The organism is [Clostridium] symbiosum, assembly GCA_036419695.1.
GTDB lineage: Bacteria > Bacillota > Clostridia > Lachnospirales > Lachnospiraceae > Otoolea > Otoolea symbiosa_A.
This window is the reverse complement of the sequence record CP143946.1, coordinates 4316815-4331116: the sequence shown is the minus strand read 5'-3', so window position 1 is coordinate 4331116 and position 14302 is coordinate 4316815. Positions and strand designations below refer to the sequence as shown.

The following is a 14302-nucleotide window of genomic DNA, read 5'->3' as shown; positions in this document are numbered from 1 at the left end:
CGTAAGTTTTGAAAGGCTGTGCACCGGCAGGGTGCGCAGCCTTTCGGTCTGTAAAGGGACGCGGGGGAAAGAAGGCTTTGGGGACGAAAAGGTAATAAAAAGAAAAGCTTCCTAATAGAATGATAGTAACCAAAAGAACAGGGAGCTTTTTTATGGGAAAAATTCTGAGTGGTAAGCGGTATGGCATCATTTTGGCCGCAGCGCTCTTTCTGTCAGCCGCTCTGATGGCCGGATGCGGCGGTGAGAAGGAAGAGGAGAAAGTCCGTGATCTGGAATTCACGGTAGTTGGTCAAAACGAGATACCGCAGGAGCTTCAGGAGATAATCGAGCAGAAGAAAAAGGAACCTTTCAGACTGACATATTCGGGTGGGCAGGATCTGTACATAGCAGCCGGATATGGTGAGCAGAAGTCGGGAGGATACAGTATTGCCGTTCCGGAGCTGTATCTGACGGAAAATTCCATCACAATCAGGACTGAACTGAAAGGACCGGAAAAGCAGGAGCAGACAGGTCCGGAGGCATCCTTCCCATTTATTGTGGTGAAGATGCCGTTTATGGAAGAACCGGTGGTGTTCAAGTAGAAAAACTGATCTTAAGCTGTAACGAAGCAGACAGTTGGAAATGTAAGAATACGTTTCCAACTGTCTTTTTCTTGAGTGGCAATGAAAAGTGCGCGAAGCATGCTTTTCGTTGCTGGATATTTTCAGGCGTCCGGTCTATTTCAGGATGCTGGCGTATTCCGGATGTTTTCCGAACCATTTTACGGCATAGGAACAGGTCAGCACGGCTTTCTTGTCCTCGGCAAGCAGGTGTGCCGCCGCAGCGCCCATCAGGCTGTCCGCCACGTTTTGTCCCCTGAGGGACGGATCAACAAAGGTATGGTTAATATCCACGGTATTTTCATCAATAGCCGGGAAAGTTACCTCGGCGAGCATCTGCTCACCTTCACCCTGCAGGGAGATTCGGTTGGGACTGTAAGTAAAATCCATCTTTGTACTCCTCCGTTTCTAAAATGCAATATAAGTATTATATACGGGTGGGACTCAAATAGCAATTGAGAAATAAAAACGGCGCCCCGCATCTCAATTTTTATACTTGCTTTTTGGAAACCGCTGGTGTATAATAACCAAACTATCTTAAAATCATGCTCCAGATAAAATATCTATTCTGAATTCCAGAATGCAAATCGCGGGAACTTCCATAACGAACGATGGTTTTAGAATCATTTATGAATATATTTAACATTTTTCTGTTTTTTAGCATATATAACAGGGAGTCTGCTTTGACGGGCGCTATGGCGTTTGAAAGACAGGTTTTTCTTACAATATCTGTAGATCAAAAATTCTAAAGAACTTCTGAAAAATCAACATGTATTTTACAACTGAAAAACAGCCGGATCGGAAAACAGTCCCCGGCAAACTTAAGGAGCCGTACATCGGCAGGAATAGACAACAGGGAGGAGGGACATTATAACGAAATACAAAATGCTCGAACAGGCATACAGTGAAATGATATTCTGCTGGCAGGAGACATCCAGAAATTATTGTCAGCAGGGAAGTGCGGCGGGCGTGGGAAAACTCCCGCCTGAGATGGCCAATCCGGAGCGATTGACTGCAAAACAACTGATTACGAAAGAGGAGCAAGGCGCGGAGGTGTGCTGTGAAGATGAGGAGAAAGGCAGAAGTCTTGCACGCAGGAGTTATGTGTCTTCTGGCGGTATTTTTATGCCGGGAGGGTGCAGGGCAGGCTTGGGCACAGGAAAACATACAGAAGTATTCAGAAGTATTTGACGCTCCCGGGGAGATCCCGGGGCCGGAAAAATTGATACGTGACGAAGCCGGAAGAGAGTACCGGTTAAAGGAACAGGAGATTGCCGCCGTGCCGGTTTCAGGACGCACGGAAAAACTGTCCGGGCAGACGGTTTACGAGGGTGTGAGCCGGGCAGATACAATACCGGATACGGCGGTAATAACGGTGAGAGATGAGGAGAGCGGAACCGAATTTGAAACGGAGCTTTCTTTAGAACGGATTGAATATACGGATGAAAGGTGGCAGGCCGGTCTTTCCTTCATTGCAACATTTCACGAGTATGGAGCCGACTATTACATATTGGGGGAAAACAGGATTCCCCACCGGGAGGACAGGCCGGAACTTTCTGAGTTCGGCGATAAGCTTTTGGCGGTGATTGGCCTGGAACCGGAAGACTGTCTGCTGGATGATTTTACCTGGTTGGGAGAACCATACAGAGATGGGGAGGAAACAGTGTGCCGTGACGCCCTGATAAGCGGCCGGAGGAAGGTATGGGACTGTACCGCCTTCTATGGCGGTGTCGTAAAGATGCCCGATTATGAGCGCTACCGTATGATTATGACATACGAAGAGCGTAGGGAGAAAGGCGAAGAAAACGGGGAATCAGTTGAGCCGGCAGATGTTCCCATCAGCGCAAAAGAGAACGGGGAAACTTTGTGGCAGACATGGTGGGACAGGCTGAAGCGAATAATCAGAAGGGGAATCCAGGTGTCGGTTGGAATTTTCTGTATTGTGGCGGCTGTTTTAGTTCTGAGATTTTTATTAAAGATGGCAAAAAGCGCAGGTAAGGAAGAATAGCGGGGAAGCGTATCAGGGGACATTAATACTGAAGAAAGCCGGAAATTAAATACGATGCAAGATCTGCAGGGCAGACCTTACACCGTATTGGTGATAAAAAGACAGCAGAGTGGGCATCTTAGAACAGGGACATAACGCTGCTGACACCGATAATCAGGGAGATGATTGCCACACATCCTCCGAGCAGGTTGCGCACCATGCTGTTTTTGTACTGTCCCATTGCTCGGGCTCGGCTTGTGATAAATACCAGGGCAATAACGATAATCGGAAGGAAAATTCCGTTAACGGCCTGGGCCATCATGATGATTGAAATCGGGTTGTAGCCGGTAGCGGATACGATGATACCGATTACGACAACGATGATGTTGGTTGCAAAGAAACGTTTATCTTTCTTATCCATTCCCCAGTGGAACAGCCCGGCAAATACGTAAGATACGCCCAGTGGCGTAACAACTGCAGAGGAAACTCCGGCAGCGATTAATCCGATGCTGAGGAAAGGTTTTGCAAAACTTCCTAAGAGTGGTTCCAGCTGGTAGGCCATATCAGCTGCCGATGAAACGCTCATACCGCGCATAACGGTACCGGCTGTAATTAATACGGCGCCAGTGATAAGTCCGCCGATAATCATGGAAACCGTGACGTCAAAGCGGGCAAGCGGAAGTTCTTCCGGGTCATGCCATGTTTTTCTTGCACTTGTAGCATGGATAAACATATTATAGGGTACAACAGTAGTACCAATCATGGCCACGCAGGTCATAATCGCATTCTGAGGAACGTTCGGAACAGCGCCTTTTATCAGCTCACCAAGATCCGGCTTTACAATGATCATGGTAATGATAAATACGATTGCCATAACACTGACACAGACGCTTAACAGTTTTTCAAGGGATTTAACAGCATCTCCGGTGCTGGTGAGAATCAGGACACCGACACCCCAAAGAGGTGCAACAATATGGGAGGGAATTCCGGTCAGGGAAGAAATACCGATTGCAGTTCCTGTAAGGTCACCGCCCATATAGGCAACGCCGCCGAGTCCGATGGCGGCAGCAACAAGGGCAACCATAGCCCATTTCAGAGGCGGGCGATCCGACAGTTCTTTGACTAACTCTTCTGCGAGTCCGTTCTGGGTAACGATTCCCAGACGGGCGGCCATTTCCTGCATTACAATAACTGCAATGACAGAGAATATAACGGTCCAGAGAAGGGAGTATCCGTAAGTTGCACCTGCTTTCGTTGCGCTGGTGATGGTACCTGGGCCGATGAAGGATCCCACAACCAGGATTCCAGGGCCTAAAGCTTTACATTTCTCTTTAAAAGTATAAGTTTTTTTTGTTTCCATGTACTGCCTCCATTTCCAAAATGAGTTTCTTGAATTAGTTTTATAAAGCTTTAAAATATACTGAGGTACAGGATTTCACTTAACTTTTCAAGCATTTTGATGCCGGCCAGGCTATTCCCCTTTTTATCAAGGCCGGGTGAGTAAATGCCGATTCCCATACGCGTGGGAGATACGGCCATGATGCCGCCGCCCACTCCGCTTTTGGCAGGCAGGCCTACCTTAATCGCGAAATCACCGGAACCGTCATACATACCGCAGGTAGTGAGGATGGCATTGACAAAGCGGGCATGATGTCCAGAAAACAGAACATCCTCCGGCTTTTTGCCTCGTCCGTGGTTGGCCAGAACAAAACCGATATTTGCCAAATCCTTGCAGGTAACGCGGATAGAACAGGCGCGGAAATAAATATCAAGGAGCTCTTCAACATCATCGTCAATGATGCCGGAACTTTTCAACAGATAGGCCAAAGCACGGTTTTTATTTCCCGTTTTCTTTTCTGAAAGATATACGGCCTGATCCACATCAATTTCCGGATTCCCGGCTATCCTCCTCGTAAAGGCCAGAAGGCGTTCGAACCGCTCTTCGTAGCTTTCCCCGTGAATCATGGAACACATCTCAATAGCCCCGATATTGACCATGGGATTGATATGTTCTTTCAGGATCAGCTGCTCTGAATAATCTATGGCATTAAAAGGTTTCCCGGTGGCTTCCACACCTATGTATTGTCTGACATACTCGGTTCCATTATCCATGAGTGCCAGTAGAAGCAGGAGAGGTTTGACAATGCTCTGGATGGTAAATCGCTTGTTATAATCACCGGCAGAAAATTCTTTGCCGTCACTGCTTACCAGATAGACGCCAAAGTCTTCTTTATCCGCTTTTGCCAGTTCCGGGATATAATCCGCCAGTTCACCGAGACGGGTATAGGAACGGCATTCTTCCAGGAGACGCTCCAACAATTCTTCCATACGTGTCACATTACCTTCCTTGTGTTTTTTGCTGCTTTGCATCTTTTTTTGACTCCCAAAAGGGAATCAAATGATAATGAAATGATAATATCGTTTAAATAACTATATTGTCATTATAACGGACTGCTTCTTATGTGTCAAGAAAAATTATCATATTCATTGTTACTTTTGTGTAATTTTTCAGAAAAAGCCGCGAAAACTCAGCAGAGTGAACAAAAAAGGGATTTTGTTGAGGAACGAGAACGCCGCCGGGACGGTCGGGGTTCGGGATAGTGAGAGGGAGGGTGTGAGTCTTCAGTCCCGGCCTGTAGGTTGTCGCGGGTGGGGAATCCGGGCAGAAAAAGTTCCTGCGGGAAACGCTTGCACTCTTTGGAGTACATAGCGGACACTAACCTCGAAAATACCTCGGTAAGTGCCGATGAACTCCCAGGTTCCCTCCGGAATCTTTTTCTCCCTTCTTCCCCACAGGCAGGTTATGGACCGGGACTGAAGACTCATAAATAACCTCCCACTCCCCCGTCCGCCATCTTACAGAGGCGTCCTCGCATCTCAATTAAATCCCAATCTATGTCCAATCAGTAACAAATCATCGAGAAAACGCGGACAATAAATTGGGATACATTGCATATTTTCCAAAAATGTTGTAGTATAAATCTATCTTGTATCGAAGAGAAAAGGAGCCTGTATTATGGAAAAAGAAGTGCGTCTGATCCAGTCTATCCAGAGGGCATTTGATATTATCAACTGTTTCAGTGATCAGACACCGAAGTTGACTTTACCGAAAATCAGTGAGATGCTGTCCCTGAATATCAATACGACCAGGGGAATTGTCAATACGCTGGTGGCTAACGGTTATCTGGAGCATGATGGAGAAGCAAATATTTATTCGTTGGGGCCTGTATTTATTCCCAAGGCGGATTTGGTGAGTTCCAATGATATGGATCGCGTCAAGAAACTGGCCAGGCCGTATCTGGAGCAGATTTCCAATGCGTTTCAGGTATCGGCCCGTCTTCAGGTGGTCTCTAATTACAACATTTTTACGATTGAAAACATCAATCCGGAAAACGCACATTACATTCTTCTCACGCGTTTAAACACGACCTTTGCGTTGAATGCCACCGCATCCGGAAAGCTGCTTCTGTATTATATGGGGGAGCGCCAGAGGGAACGGTATTTCAGGACGCTGGACAAACACATGTATACAAAGAACACTCTTGTAACCAGGGAAGATTTGCAAAAAGAGCTGGATAAGATTGAAGAATGGGGATATGCCACAGAATTTGAAGAGATAGGGCTTGGAATCAGCAGTATTGCCATTCCGGTCATGAAGAAGAACGGGGCGCTCTACGGGACGATCAGTATCGTGGCATCCAGTTCCATTGTGATGCCGATTATCCAGGATGTTATCATTCCAATGAGAGAATGCGCGGCATTCGTGACAGAGAATCTTTTGCTTTAATGGACAAAGAAGTGTTTTGGAAGACAAGGAAAAAGCATTAATTCACTAAAGCAAATTTAAGAAGGGCAGGAATTCCAGGAAAACGGGATTCTTACCCTTCTTTTAATATGTTTTTTTCACGCAGGCAGTTCTTCCTTCGGTGACTAGAATTATTTTAATTCTGCTTTTCTGGCGGCCAGACCATTCATGAAATAGAGCGCCATCCATACTCCTGTGTGGGCAGATGTCTGCGCGCCGCAGGTTTCCGGGTAAATCTCTACAAAGTCAAATGCGTTGGCTCCGGCCCTGCCGCATTCGTTAACCATCATAGCCAGTTCAAAGGAGGTAACGCCGCATGGATCAACCGGTCCCTGTGGGTTTGCGGAAGCATCCAGTACGTCGGAGCAGATGGTTACATAGATTACGTCCGTATCTTTAGACACAATTTCCAGGGCTTTCTTGATGGAAGCCTCGTATCCGTTCTTTTTGATTTCCATAGCGGGAATGACGGTTGCACCGTATTTCTCGGCTTCCCTTCTCTCCTGAGGATGATTTCTCGGTCCTCTGATTCCGATATGCACAATCTTGGTGGAATCAAAGTTCTCATCCTGATACAGGCGGTTGAAAGGAGAGCATCTGGAATAAAGATCGTCACCAAAGGACGGCATTGTATCGAGATGCGCGTCAAAATGGATAACGCCGACTCTCTTTTTATGGCGTTTTGCCAGCTCACTGATCATTGGGTAGGAGATGGAGTGATCGCCGCCAAATGTAATCGGAATGGCTCCCGCATCAATAATCTCGCCGAATTTCTCACGCATTTTTGCAAATGTCAGGTCATAGTTTCCGTTCTGGACAACGGTGTCGCCGTAATCACAGGCGGTCAGATAATCAAATGTATCTATATCATAATCAGGAAGATATCCTGTATAGCGTGTCGAAACGGCACGGAATGTTTTTGGCGCTACAACGCAGGAAGAGTATCCGCCATATGTACAACCACCTTCCCACGGAACCCCCATAACGGCGAAATCAAACTGTTTTACATCTTCCGCTGTCTTTGCTACCGGAAGTCCCATAAAAGATGGTACCCCGCTGTAAATTTCCTGTGGCACTACGCCCGGCTGATAGATAACTGGCTTATTCTGCATAATAAAAAACTCCTTTCGTGGACGAAATATGGTACTTTAAAAACGACATTGTAATTCTATAAACGATATTATCATAAAATGACTATATCACTACGCTGTTAAAATGTCAATAGGCATGTAACATTTTTTCCCTCATATACTTATAATAATAAGGCGATCCGGCCCTTACCCGCGGCAGTTTTGCCGGGATTTCCGCGGGCCGGCGAGCAGTCTGAAAATTATATTTTGCTGAGGTGGTCAAATGAAATTTATTAAACAAAGAAAGAGGGAACCGTCGGAGAGGCATTCCGGCCATCATCTGCCTATGGCGGAGAATGCATTGTTCTGGATGCTGTTGGTGCTTTTGTCAATTGGCTGTATCACATCTCTGTATGAGAAATCCATACATAAGGGGGATGCGTCCAGCGTCTCATCACAGAGCGTGTTTAAATATGTCAAAGCCGCAGGCAGGAATTATCAGATCAAGGAAAGAAGGCTTCCCATTTACTGCGTGAAGACGGATAAACCACAGGTAGCGCTGACGTTTGACGCGGCATGGGGAAATGAGGATACACGCCGGCTGATGGATATCCTGGGGGCCCACAATATCAAGGTTACTTTTTTTATGACGGGCGGATGGGTGGAAAAATATCCGGAGGATGTCCGCTACATTGCGCAGCAGGGGCATGAGCTTGGAAACCACAGCGAAAATCACAAGAATATGAGCCGGCTCGACAAGGCAGAGATAAAGTCGGAACTGCAGACGGTGCATGACAAAGTGAAGAAATTGACGGGAAAGGACATGACGTTGTTCCGTCCGCCCTATGGTGACTATAATAATAATGTAATAGAAGTTGCGGATTCCTTAGGATATTACCCGATTCAATGGGATGTTGACAGTCTGGACTGGAAGGACTACGGCGCCGATTCAATTGTGAATAAAGTTCTGGATGATCCGCATCTAGGTAATGGAAGTATTATTCTGATGCATAATGGGGCGAAGTATACCCCGGATGCCCTGGAAGCGGTCATAACGGGGCTACAGCAAAAAGGATTTGAAATTGTTCCGGTTTCTTCTCTTATATGGAAGGAAAATTTTCATCTCGATCAGGAAGGACGTCAGTTTACCGATTAAGATTGCTTATTTTACTGTTCTGTTTTATACTGTATTTATAGATAAAACACTGATAAAACCAAAATCAAACCTAAAATTAACAGATTACTGCTTAATTTGTAACGTAAGTGTTTGGGAAAGGGGAGGCGTTATGAAAAATAAGATTTGGACGGCGGCAGCGTTCGTTTTGGGAGCGTCGATGACTCTGCTGGCGTCGGTTCCCACCCTGGCGGGCAACTGGGTATATGGGGAGGAAGTCTGGAAGTATGAAAACAATGACGGAAGCCATCTGGCCTCGCAGTGGTTTCAGGATGAAGATGGATGCTGGTATTATCTGGATAGCCAGGGAAACATGGTGACGGACGGCGTCACGCCCGACGGCTACACTGTTGGCAAGGACGGGGCGTGGATTCAGAAGGTTCCGCAGATGGAACGGTATGAACATATCGCCCCGGATGAATCCTGCAATCATTATGCCGGAAAACAAAGCGAGCCGATTTTCCAGGTAGATACGGAAAAACCGCTGGTAGCGCTGTCATTTGACTCCGGTTCCGTATTTGACTATACGGATCAGCTTCTGGAAATCCTGAAACGGTATAATGTGCGCACGACCTTTTTCTTGACGAAGGACTGGATGGATGACCACGGTGACAGTGTTAAAAAGATTTATGAGGCCGGCCATGAGATCGGCAATCACAGCGTCAGCCACCCGGATATGACGGGCATGACGCCGGGACAGATTACCGCCCAGATACAGGCGGCCCATGAGAAGATAAAGGAATTGACGGGGCGGGAGGCCTTTCTATTCAGGGCCCCCTACGGAGCCTATAATTCAAAAGTGATTGACACGGTCAAAAATAACGGGTATTACTGTATTCAGTGGACGATTGATTCTTTAGATTGGAAGAATCTGGGAATCCAGCCGCTTCTGGACCGCGTATTGAACAGCGGAAAGCTGAAAAACGGGGCAATCATCCTGATGCATAACGGGGCGGAATATACGCCTCAGGCACTGGAGACAATTATTAAAGAAATACAGGCCAGGGGATATACAATTGTACCCGTCTCGGAGCTGATTTACACCAGGGATTACAAATTGGATGTCTATGGAATCCAGCATTCCACGAAAGCGCAGGAGACTGAATAATGGATTTTGAGCCGTCATGCAATAACGGATTTTAAACTGTCATGCAGGACCCGGAACGGAGAACGCCCGGAACCGGCCCTGCATGGCAGTTTGTCAATGAGCCGGAGCCTGAAGCAAAGAGCGGTCTTTGTTTTTGCTGTGACCGGTAACGGAGCGCATGTCATGGTAATATGGAAAAAAGTTCTCTATTTACACAGAACGTATGTTCTTGTATAATGGATTTATTAAACAGCAGGAGCCGCCGCACGGTTCCTGTTTCGGACAGGAATTATATGTTCCTGAATTTTACCGGAGGTGGAAACATGGAACAGGTTGTATTTCATGTGGATGTGAACAGCGCATTTCTTTCCTGGGAAGCTGTTTACCGGCTGAAGCACCTGGGAGGGACCAGGGATTTAAGGGAAGGAATCTGCGCTGTGGGCGGCGACAGCAGCAAGCGCCGCGGCATTATACTGGCAAAGTCCATGAAGGCGAAGCAATTTGGCGTCCGGACGGGGGAATCCATCATGGAAGCGCGAAAGAAATGCCCCCAGCTGGAACTGGTGCCGGCCCATTACAATCTTTATCAGGAATCATCGAAGGCTTTTATGGATATGTTGAGAGAATATTCCCCTAACGTGGAGCCGTACAGTATTGATGAGGCGTTTATGGATATGACCGGGATGGAGAAGCTGTTCGGGCCGCCGGAAGAAGCGGCCAACCGCATCCGGGAGAGGATTAAGTCGGAGCTTGGATTTACCGTCAATATCGGAGTATCCTCCAATAAACTGCTGGCAAAGATGGCCTCGGATTTTAAGAAACCCAATCTGGTGCATACGCTTTTTCAGGATGAGATTGCGGAGAAGATGTGGCCCCTGCCCGTGAGGGAACTGTTTTTTGTCGGCCGGGCAACCGAGCAGAAGCTTTCGGCCATGGGAATCCACACGATCGGGGAGCTGGCGAATACGGAACTGTCCATCGTGACCAGTCATTTGAAAAAGCATGGCGAGGTGATTTGGAATTTTGCCAATGGGGAGGCTCCCGATCTGGTGGAGCCGGAAGCGCCTGACAATAAGGGATACGGCAACAGCACGACGATTTCCTTTGATGTGACGGATGCGCAGATTGCGAAGATGGTGCTGCTGTCTCTGGCGGAGACGGTCGGGACGCGGCTCAGGAGCCATGGAGTTAAGGCGGAGGTGGTCTCGGTATCAATTAAGAACAACCTTCTGCAGTCGCAGGGGCACCAGATGGTGCTGGCGGCGCCGACCAATATTACGGCGGAGCTCTATCAGGCGGCCTGCCGTCTTTTTGAGGAGCTGTGGGATGGGGCGCCAATCCGCCATCTTGGGATACATACGACCAGAATTAAGGAAGAGAGCGCCCGCCAGATGAGCATTTTCGATACGACGGACTACGAAAAATTGGAGAAGTTGGACAGGGCAGTGGATGCCATCCGCGGTAAATTCGGCACGGATGCCGTCAAAAGGGCCTCATTCCTGCCTCCTGATATCAATGGTAAGGAAGAGAAGGACAACGGGAAAGTGAGCGCGCAGGGAGCAAAAACCGCATTGGTTCCGGAAGAAAGAAATCCGGGAGACGGTTCTGCCAAAGAGCAGGATAAGACAAACAAAACGAATAAAACGGCGGGGAAAGCGGAAACTAGGAAGAGAGCAGGAAGAATAGACCATATGTCGGGCGGAATTTCCAGGGAGAAGCTGACCGTGGATTACAGCAGAATCAAGATAGATTAGCCGCAACCGTACGGACTCTGGAAAAAAGACAGTTCTTATGGTAATATTTATAGTGGACAATGACCAATATATGGATGAAAGAGGGATTGTGATGGCAAAGGAAATCATATTTAAGATGGAGAGGCCGGGACTTGTGGAGCAGGGCCAGGAGGTAGAGGTGAGCGAATCGGTCACCCCCTTTAACGTCAACTATATGATAGAACCGGCCGTGGCGATGTCGGGGCTTTTCAAGCTCAACAACAGATTAAAAACGGAGAACGGGGTTACAAGAGGAATTGTGAAGGAAATTGTAGAAAATGACCGGGGTTTTTATGTGACCGTCACGTTTCCGGAGGAGTAAGTTTGTAGAAATGTGTAAATTTTTGTAAATTTATGTTGACAAACAATTGAATTTACAGGTGCATTGTGATAAAGTGTGTGGGAAAAAGATAACCGACAGAGAAGGAAGCGTGACCCAAGATGAAAAAAATACCACAGGATCCAATTATGTGCCTGAGCTTTATTAATACCCAGCTCCGCGACTATTATTCCAGCCTGGAATCACTTTGTGACGACTTGATGGTGGACCGGCAGGAGCTGGAGAATAAACTGGCAGAAGCCGGTTACTGTTACGACAAAGGCCAGAACCGTTTTCGATGATATGAATAAAAGACAAAAGATGAACGAGAACAGAGGATGCGGCGAAAATAAAGGATTTACACTGTTGGAACTGGTTGTATCAGTATCGATACTTGCGATATTGGTAGGGATGGCGGCGCCTGTTTTGGCAAAATACATTGAAAAAGCCAGGGAACAGCGCTATATGACGGAAGCGGAAAGCGTCAGCCTGGCCACACAGCTTTATATGATAGATATGGAAGCAGCCGGGACTCCGCTGACACAGGAAAAATTGGCAGCTCAGTTATGTGAAATCGAAGTATCTTCAAAGAGACATGTGCTGAATCCGTACCTGACGAGGAGAGCCACCATGGGAGCGGAAATACAGGAATTCCGATTTGTGAAATCCGTGCTGGTTGAATTTGTTTACGCCGTGGATGGCTACAAAATCACTGTAAAGCTGGCGGGTGATATTTCAATCGTGAGGGATAAGCCGGATATCAGTATAACAAAACCAGGAGTAACAGCGGACGGTGAATAGCCGGAGCAGGTCAGAGGATATTCCGGTTTGAAAAATAGGACGGAGTGTATACAGTGGGCGTGATTGGAACGATTTTTGACGGAGCGGTGTCGGTCTGGACATGGATTCTGGAACATCTGATTTTTGTCAATTTAATATTGTCGATTATTATCGTATTTTTCAGGAGGCATGATCCGAAGACGGTCTGGACGTGGCTTCTGGCTTTGTATTTCATTCCGGTATTCGGCATTCTCTTTTATCTGTTTTTTGACCAGGATTTCAGGAAGAGTAAGATGTTCAGGATCAAAGAGGTGGAGGACCGCCTCAAATATTCGGCTAAAAACCAGGAAGAATTCATCAAGAGCCAGGATATGGGACTTTTGGGCTCCCTGGCCGGAGGATATGCGGATCTGGTCCTTTATAACCTGGAGGTATCCGGAGCCGTCCTGACGATGAACAACCAGGTGGAGATTTTTACGGACGGCGTGGAGAAGTTTGATGACTTAAAAGAAGAACTTAAGAAGGCCAGACGTTATATCCATATCCAGTACTATATTATAAAAAATGATGAACTCTTTGACTCAATGATTCCGATCCTGCTTGAGAAGGTGAGGGAGGGCGTTGAAGTCAGGATTCTGTACGACGGGATGGGCGGCCGTTTTATGCCGAAGCGGAAATGGAAGATGCTTGAGGAAGCCGGAATCAGGATTGCCAGCTTCTTCCCGCCGATTCTGGGCCGTCTCAATTTCCGTGTGAATTACAGAAACCACAGGAAGATTGTTGTGATTGACGGCCGCGTCGGTTACGTCGGCGGCTTTAATATCGGCCGGGAATATATCTCCAAGGATCCAAAGTTCGGATACTGGCGGGATACCCATCTGAAAATTCACGGCGAGGCGGTAATCGGCCTGCAGCTCCGTTTTGCCCAGGACTGGAATTATGCGGCAGGGGAGAACCTGTTTAAGGATATGAGCTATTTTAATGAGACGGCTGATTTGACGGAGCCCACATCGATTGACAGCATGGTCGGGATCCAGATCGTTTCCAGCGGACCCGATACCCAGACCCGGCAAATACGTGATAATTATCTGGAACTGTTCCATAAAGCCAGGCATCATATCTATATTCAGACGCCTTATTTTGTCCCGGATGACGCCATTTTGTCCGCCATCCAGATTGCGGCCCGCTCCGGCGTGGATGTGCGTCTGATGATTCCCTGCAAACCGGATCATCCGTTTGTGTACTGGGCTACCTATTCCTATGTAGGCGATTTGCTGAAGGCGGGAGCCAGATGCTATACCTATGAGAATGGTTTCCTCCATGCCAAAGGCGTTTCCGTGGACGGCTTTGTGAGCTGCTACGGTACGGCCAATATGGATATCCGAAGTTTTGAACTGAATTTTGAAGTCAATGCGGTCATCTATGACGAGGCTACGACGGAACGCCTGGAAGAGGCATTCCTGAATGATCTTCCGCTGTGCCGGGAGATTACACCAGAGGATTATGAGGCCAGGGGGCTTGTGATCCGATTTAAGGAACAGTGCAGCCGTCTGTTGTCACCGCTTTTATAGGACGGATTAAGAATTACAGAACGCGTTACGGTTCAGGCCGGATGTATTCCGCGAGATGTTTTTTGTGAGTGGAGCAAAGCGAAAGTCACAGAAAACCAGACGGTTCTTTACAGGCATTTTACAGACAGGAAAAGCTTG

The 14302-nt window shown here is 47.4% G+C and carries 14 protein-coding genes; 10 read left to right on the top strand and 4 right to left on the bottom strand.

Features of this window, described 5'->3' with window-relative positions; genetic code table 11:
* Window positions 1-152 precede the first annotated feature (152 nt).
* A complete protein-coding gene (locus V3C10_19445) occupies window positions 153-581 on the top strand; it encodes a protease complex subunit PrcB family protein (protein ID WVP61451.1) in 429 nt (142 codons plus the stop codon).
* Window positions 582-716: 135 nt separating this feature from the next.
* Here V3C10_19445 and V3C10_19440 read toward each other — a convergent pair whose 3' ends face one another.
* Window positions 717-989, bottom strand: coding sequence for a GNAT family N-acetyltransferase (locus tag V3C10_19440; GenBank protein ID WVP61450.1), 273 nt, complete (start codon window positions 987-989; stop codon window positions 717-719).
* A 676-nt stretch (window positions 990-1665) separates the two neighbouring features.
* On the opposite strand from V3C10_19440, the gene V3C10_19435 reads away from it, so the two are divergent.
* Window positions 1666-2607, top strand: a complete 942-nt coding sequence (locus tag V3C10_19435; protein ID WVP64672.1) for a hypothetical protein — start codon at window positions 1666-1668, stop codon at window positions 2605-2607.
* Window positions 2608-2725: 118 nt separating this feature from the next.
* Here V3C10_19435 and V3C10_19430 read toward each other — a convergent pair whose 3' ends face one another.
* Both V3C10_19430 and glsA read right to left on the bottom strand, forming a co-directional pair.
* Window positions 2726-3946, bottom strand: coding sequence for an Nramp family divalent metal transporter (locus V3C10_19430; GenBank protein ID WVP61449.1), 1221 nt, complete (start codon window positions 3944-3946; stop codon window positions 2726-2728).
* Window positions 3947-3996: 50 nt separating this feature from the next.
* A complete protein-coding gene (glsA, locus tag V3C10_19425) occupies window positions 3997-4914 on the bottom strand; it encodes a glutaminase A (GenBank protein WVP64671.1) in 918 nt (305 codons plus the stop codon).
* Window positions 4915-5602: 688 nt separating this feature from the next.
* On the opposite strand from glsA, the gene V3C10_19420 reads away from it, so the two are divergent.
* On the top strand, window positions 5603-6373 hold the full coding sequence (locus V3C10_19420; GenBank protein WVP61448.1) for an IclR family transcriptional regulator: 771 nt from the start codon (window positions 5603-5605) through the stop codon (window positions 6371-6373).
* 149 nt (window positions 6374-6522) lie between these two features.
* Here V3C10_19420 and V3C10_19415 read toward each other — a convergent pair whose 3' ends face one another.
* A complete protein-coding gene (locus tag V3C10_19415; protein WVP61447.1) occupies window positions 6523-7503 on the bottom strand; it encodes an agmatinase family protein in 981 nt (326 codons plus the stop codon).
* Between the two features lie 241 nt (window positions 7504-7744).
* Here V3C10_19415 and V3C10_19410 point away from each other — a divergent pair, with 241 nt between their 5' ends.
* The 7 genes from V3C10_19410 (at window position 7745) to cls (ending at window position 14164) form a co-directional block, all read left to right on the top strand.
* Window positions 7745-8617, top strand: a complete 873-nt coding sequence (locus tag V3C10_19410; protein ID WVP61446.1) for a polysaccharide deacetylase family protein — start codon at window positions 7745-7747, stop codon at window positions 8615-8617.
* A gap of 130 nt (window positions 8618-8747) precedes the next feature.
* A complete protein-coding gene (locus V3C10_19405; GenBank protein ID WVP61445.1) occupies window positions 8748-9743 on the top strand; it encodes a polysaccharide deacetylase family protein in 996 nt (331 codons plus the stop codon).
* Between the two features lie 302 nt (window positions 9744-10045).
* Window positions 10046-11476 carry a DNA polymerase IV gene (locus tag V3C10_19400; GenBank protein WVP61444.1) on the top strand — a complete coding sequence of 477 codons (1431 nt, stop codon included), beginning with the start codon at window positions 10046-10048 and terminating at the stop codon, window positions 11474-11476.
* Between the two features lie 91 nt (window positions 11477-11567).
* Window positions 11568-11816, top strand: coding sequence for a hypothetical protein (locus tag V3C10_19395; GenBank protein WVP64670.1), 249 nt, complete (start codon window positions 11568-11570; stop codon window positions 11814-11816).
* A 119-nt stretch (window positions 11817-11935) separates the two neighbouring features.
* On the top strand, window positions 11936-12115 hold the full coding sequence (locus V3C10_19390) for a DUF4250 domain-containing protein (protein ID WVP61443.1): 180 nt from the start codon (window positions 11936-11938) through the stop codon (window positions 12113-12115).
* A 19-nt stretch (window positions 12116-12134) separates the two neighbouring features.
* On the top strand, window positions 12135-12614 hold the full coding sequence (locus tag V3C10_19385) for a prepilin-type N-terminal cleavage/methylation domain-containing protein (GenBank protein WVP61442.1): 480 nt from the start codon (window positions 12135-12137) through the stop codon (window positions 12612-12614).
* A 53-nt stretch (window positions 12615-12667) separates the two neighbouring features.
* Window positions 12668-14164, top strand: coding sequence for a cardiolipin synthase (cls, locus tag V3C10_19380; GenBank protein ID WVP61441.1), 1497 nt, complete (start codon window positions 12668-12670; stop codon window positions 14162-14164).
* Window positions 14165-14302: the final 138 nt, after the last annotated feature.

Excerpts from the sequence above, each read along its gene's own strand:
- V3C10_19445 (WVP61451.1), top strand. The coding sequence starts at position 153 with ATGGGAAAAATTCTGAGTGGTAAGCGGTATGGCATCATTTTGGCCGCA.
- V3C10_19440 (WVP61450.1), bottom strand. The coding sequence starts at position 989 with ATGGATTTTACTTACAGTCCCAACCGAATCTCCCTGCAGGGTGAAGGT.
- V3C10_19435 (WVP64672.1), top strand. The coding sequence starts at position 1,666 with ATGAGGAGAAAGGCAGAAGTCTTGCACGCAGGAGTTATGTGTCTTCTG.
- V3C10_19430 (WVP61449.1), bottom strand. The coding sequence starts at position 3,946 with ATGGAAACAAAAAAAACTTATACTTTTAAAGAGAAATGTAAAGCTTTA.
- glsA (WVP64671.1), bottom strand. The coding sequence starts at position 4,914 with ATGGAAGAATTGTTGGAGCGTCTCCTGGAAGAATGCCGTTCCTATACC.
- V3C10_19420 (WVP61448.1), top strand. The coding sequence starts at position 5,603 with ATGGAAAAAGAAGTGCGTCTGATCCAGTCTATCCAGAGGGCATTTGAT.
- V3C10_19415 (WVP61447.1), bottom strand. The coding sequence starts at position 7,503 with ATGCAGAATAAGCCAGTTATCTATCAGCCGGGCGTAGTGCCACAGGAA.
- V3C10_19410 (WVP61446.1), top strand. The coding sequence starts at position 7,745 with ATGAAATTTATTAAACAAAGAAAGAGGGAACCGTCGGAGAGGCATTCC.
- V3C10_19405 (WVP61445.1), top strand. The coding sequence starts at position 8,748 with ATGAAAAATAAGATTTGGACGGCGGCAGCGTTCGTTTTGGGAGCGTCG.
- V3C10_19400 (WVP61444.1), top strand. The coding sequence starts at position 10,046 with ATGGAACAGGTTGTATTTCATGTGGATGTGAACAGCGCATTTCTTTCC.
- V3C10_19395 (WVP64670.1), top strand. The coding sequence starts at position 11,568 with ATGGCAAAGGAAATCATATTTAAGATGGAGAGGCCGGGACTTGTGGAG.
- V3C10_19390 (WVP61443.1), top strand. The coding sequence starts at position 11,936 with ATGAAAAAAATACCACAGGATCCAATTATGTGCCTGAGCTTTATTAAT.
- V3C10_19385 (WVP61442.1), top strand. The coding sequence starts at position 12,135 with ATGAACGAGAACAGAGGATGCGGCGAAAATAAAGGATTTACACTGTTG.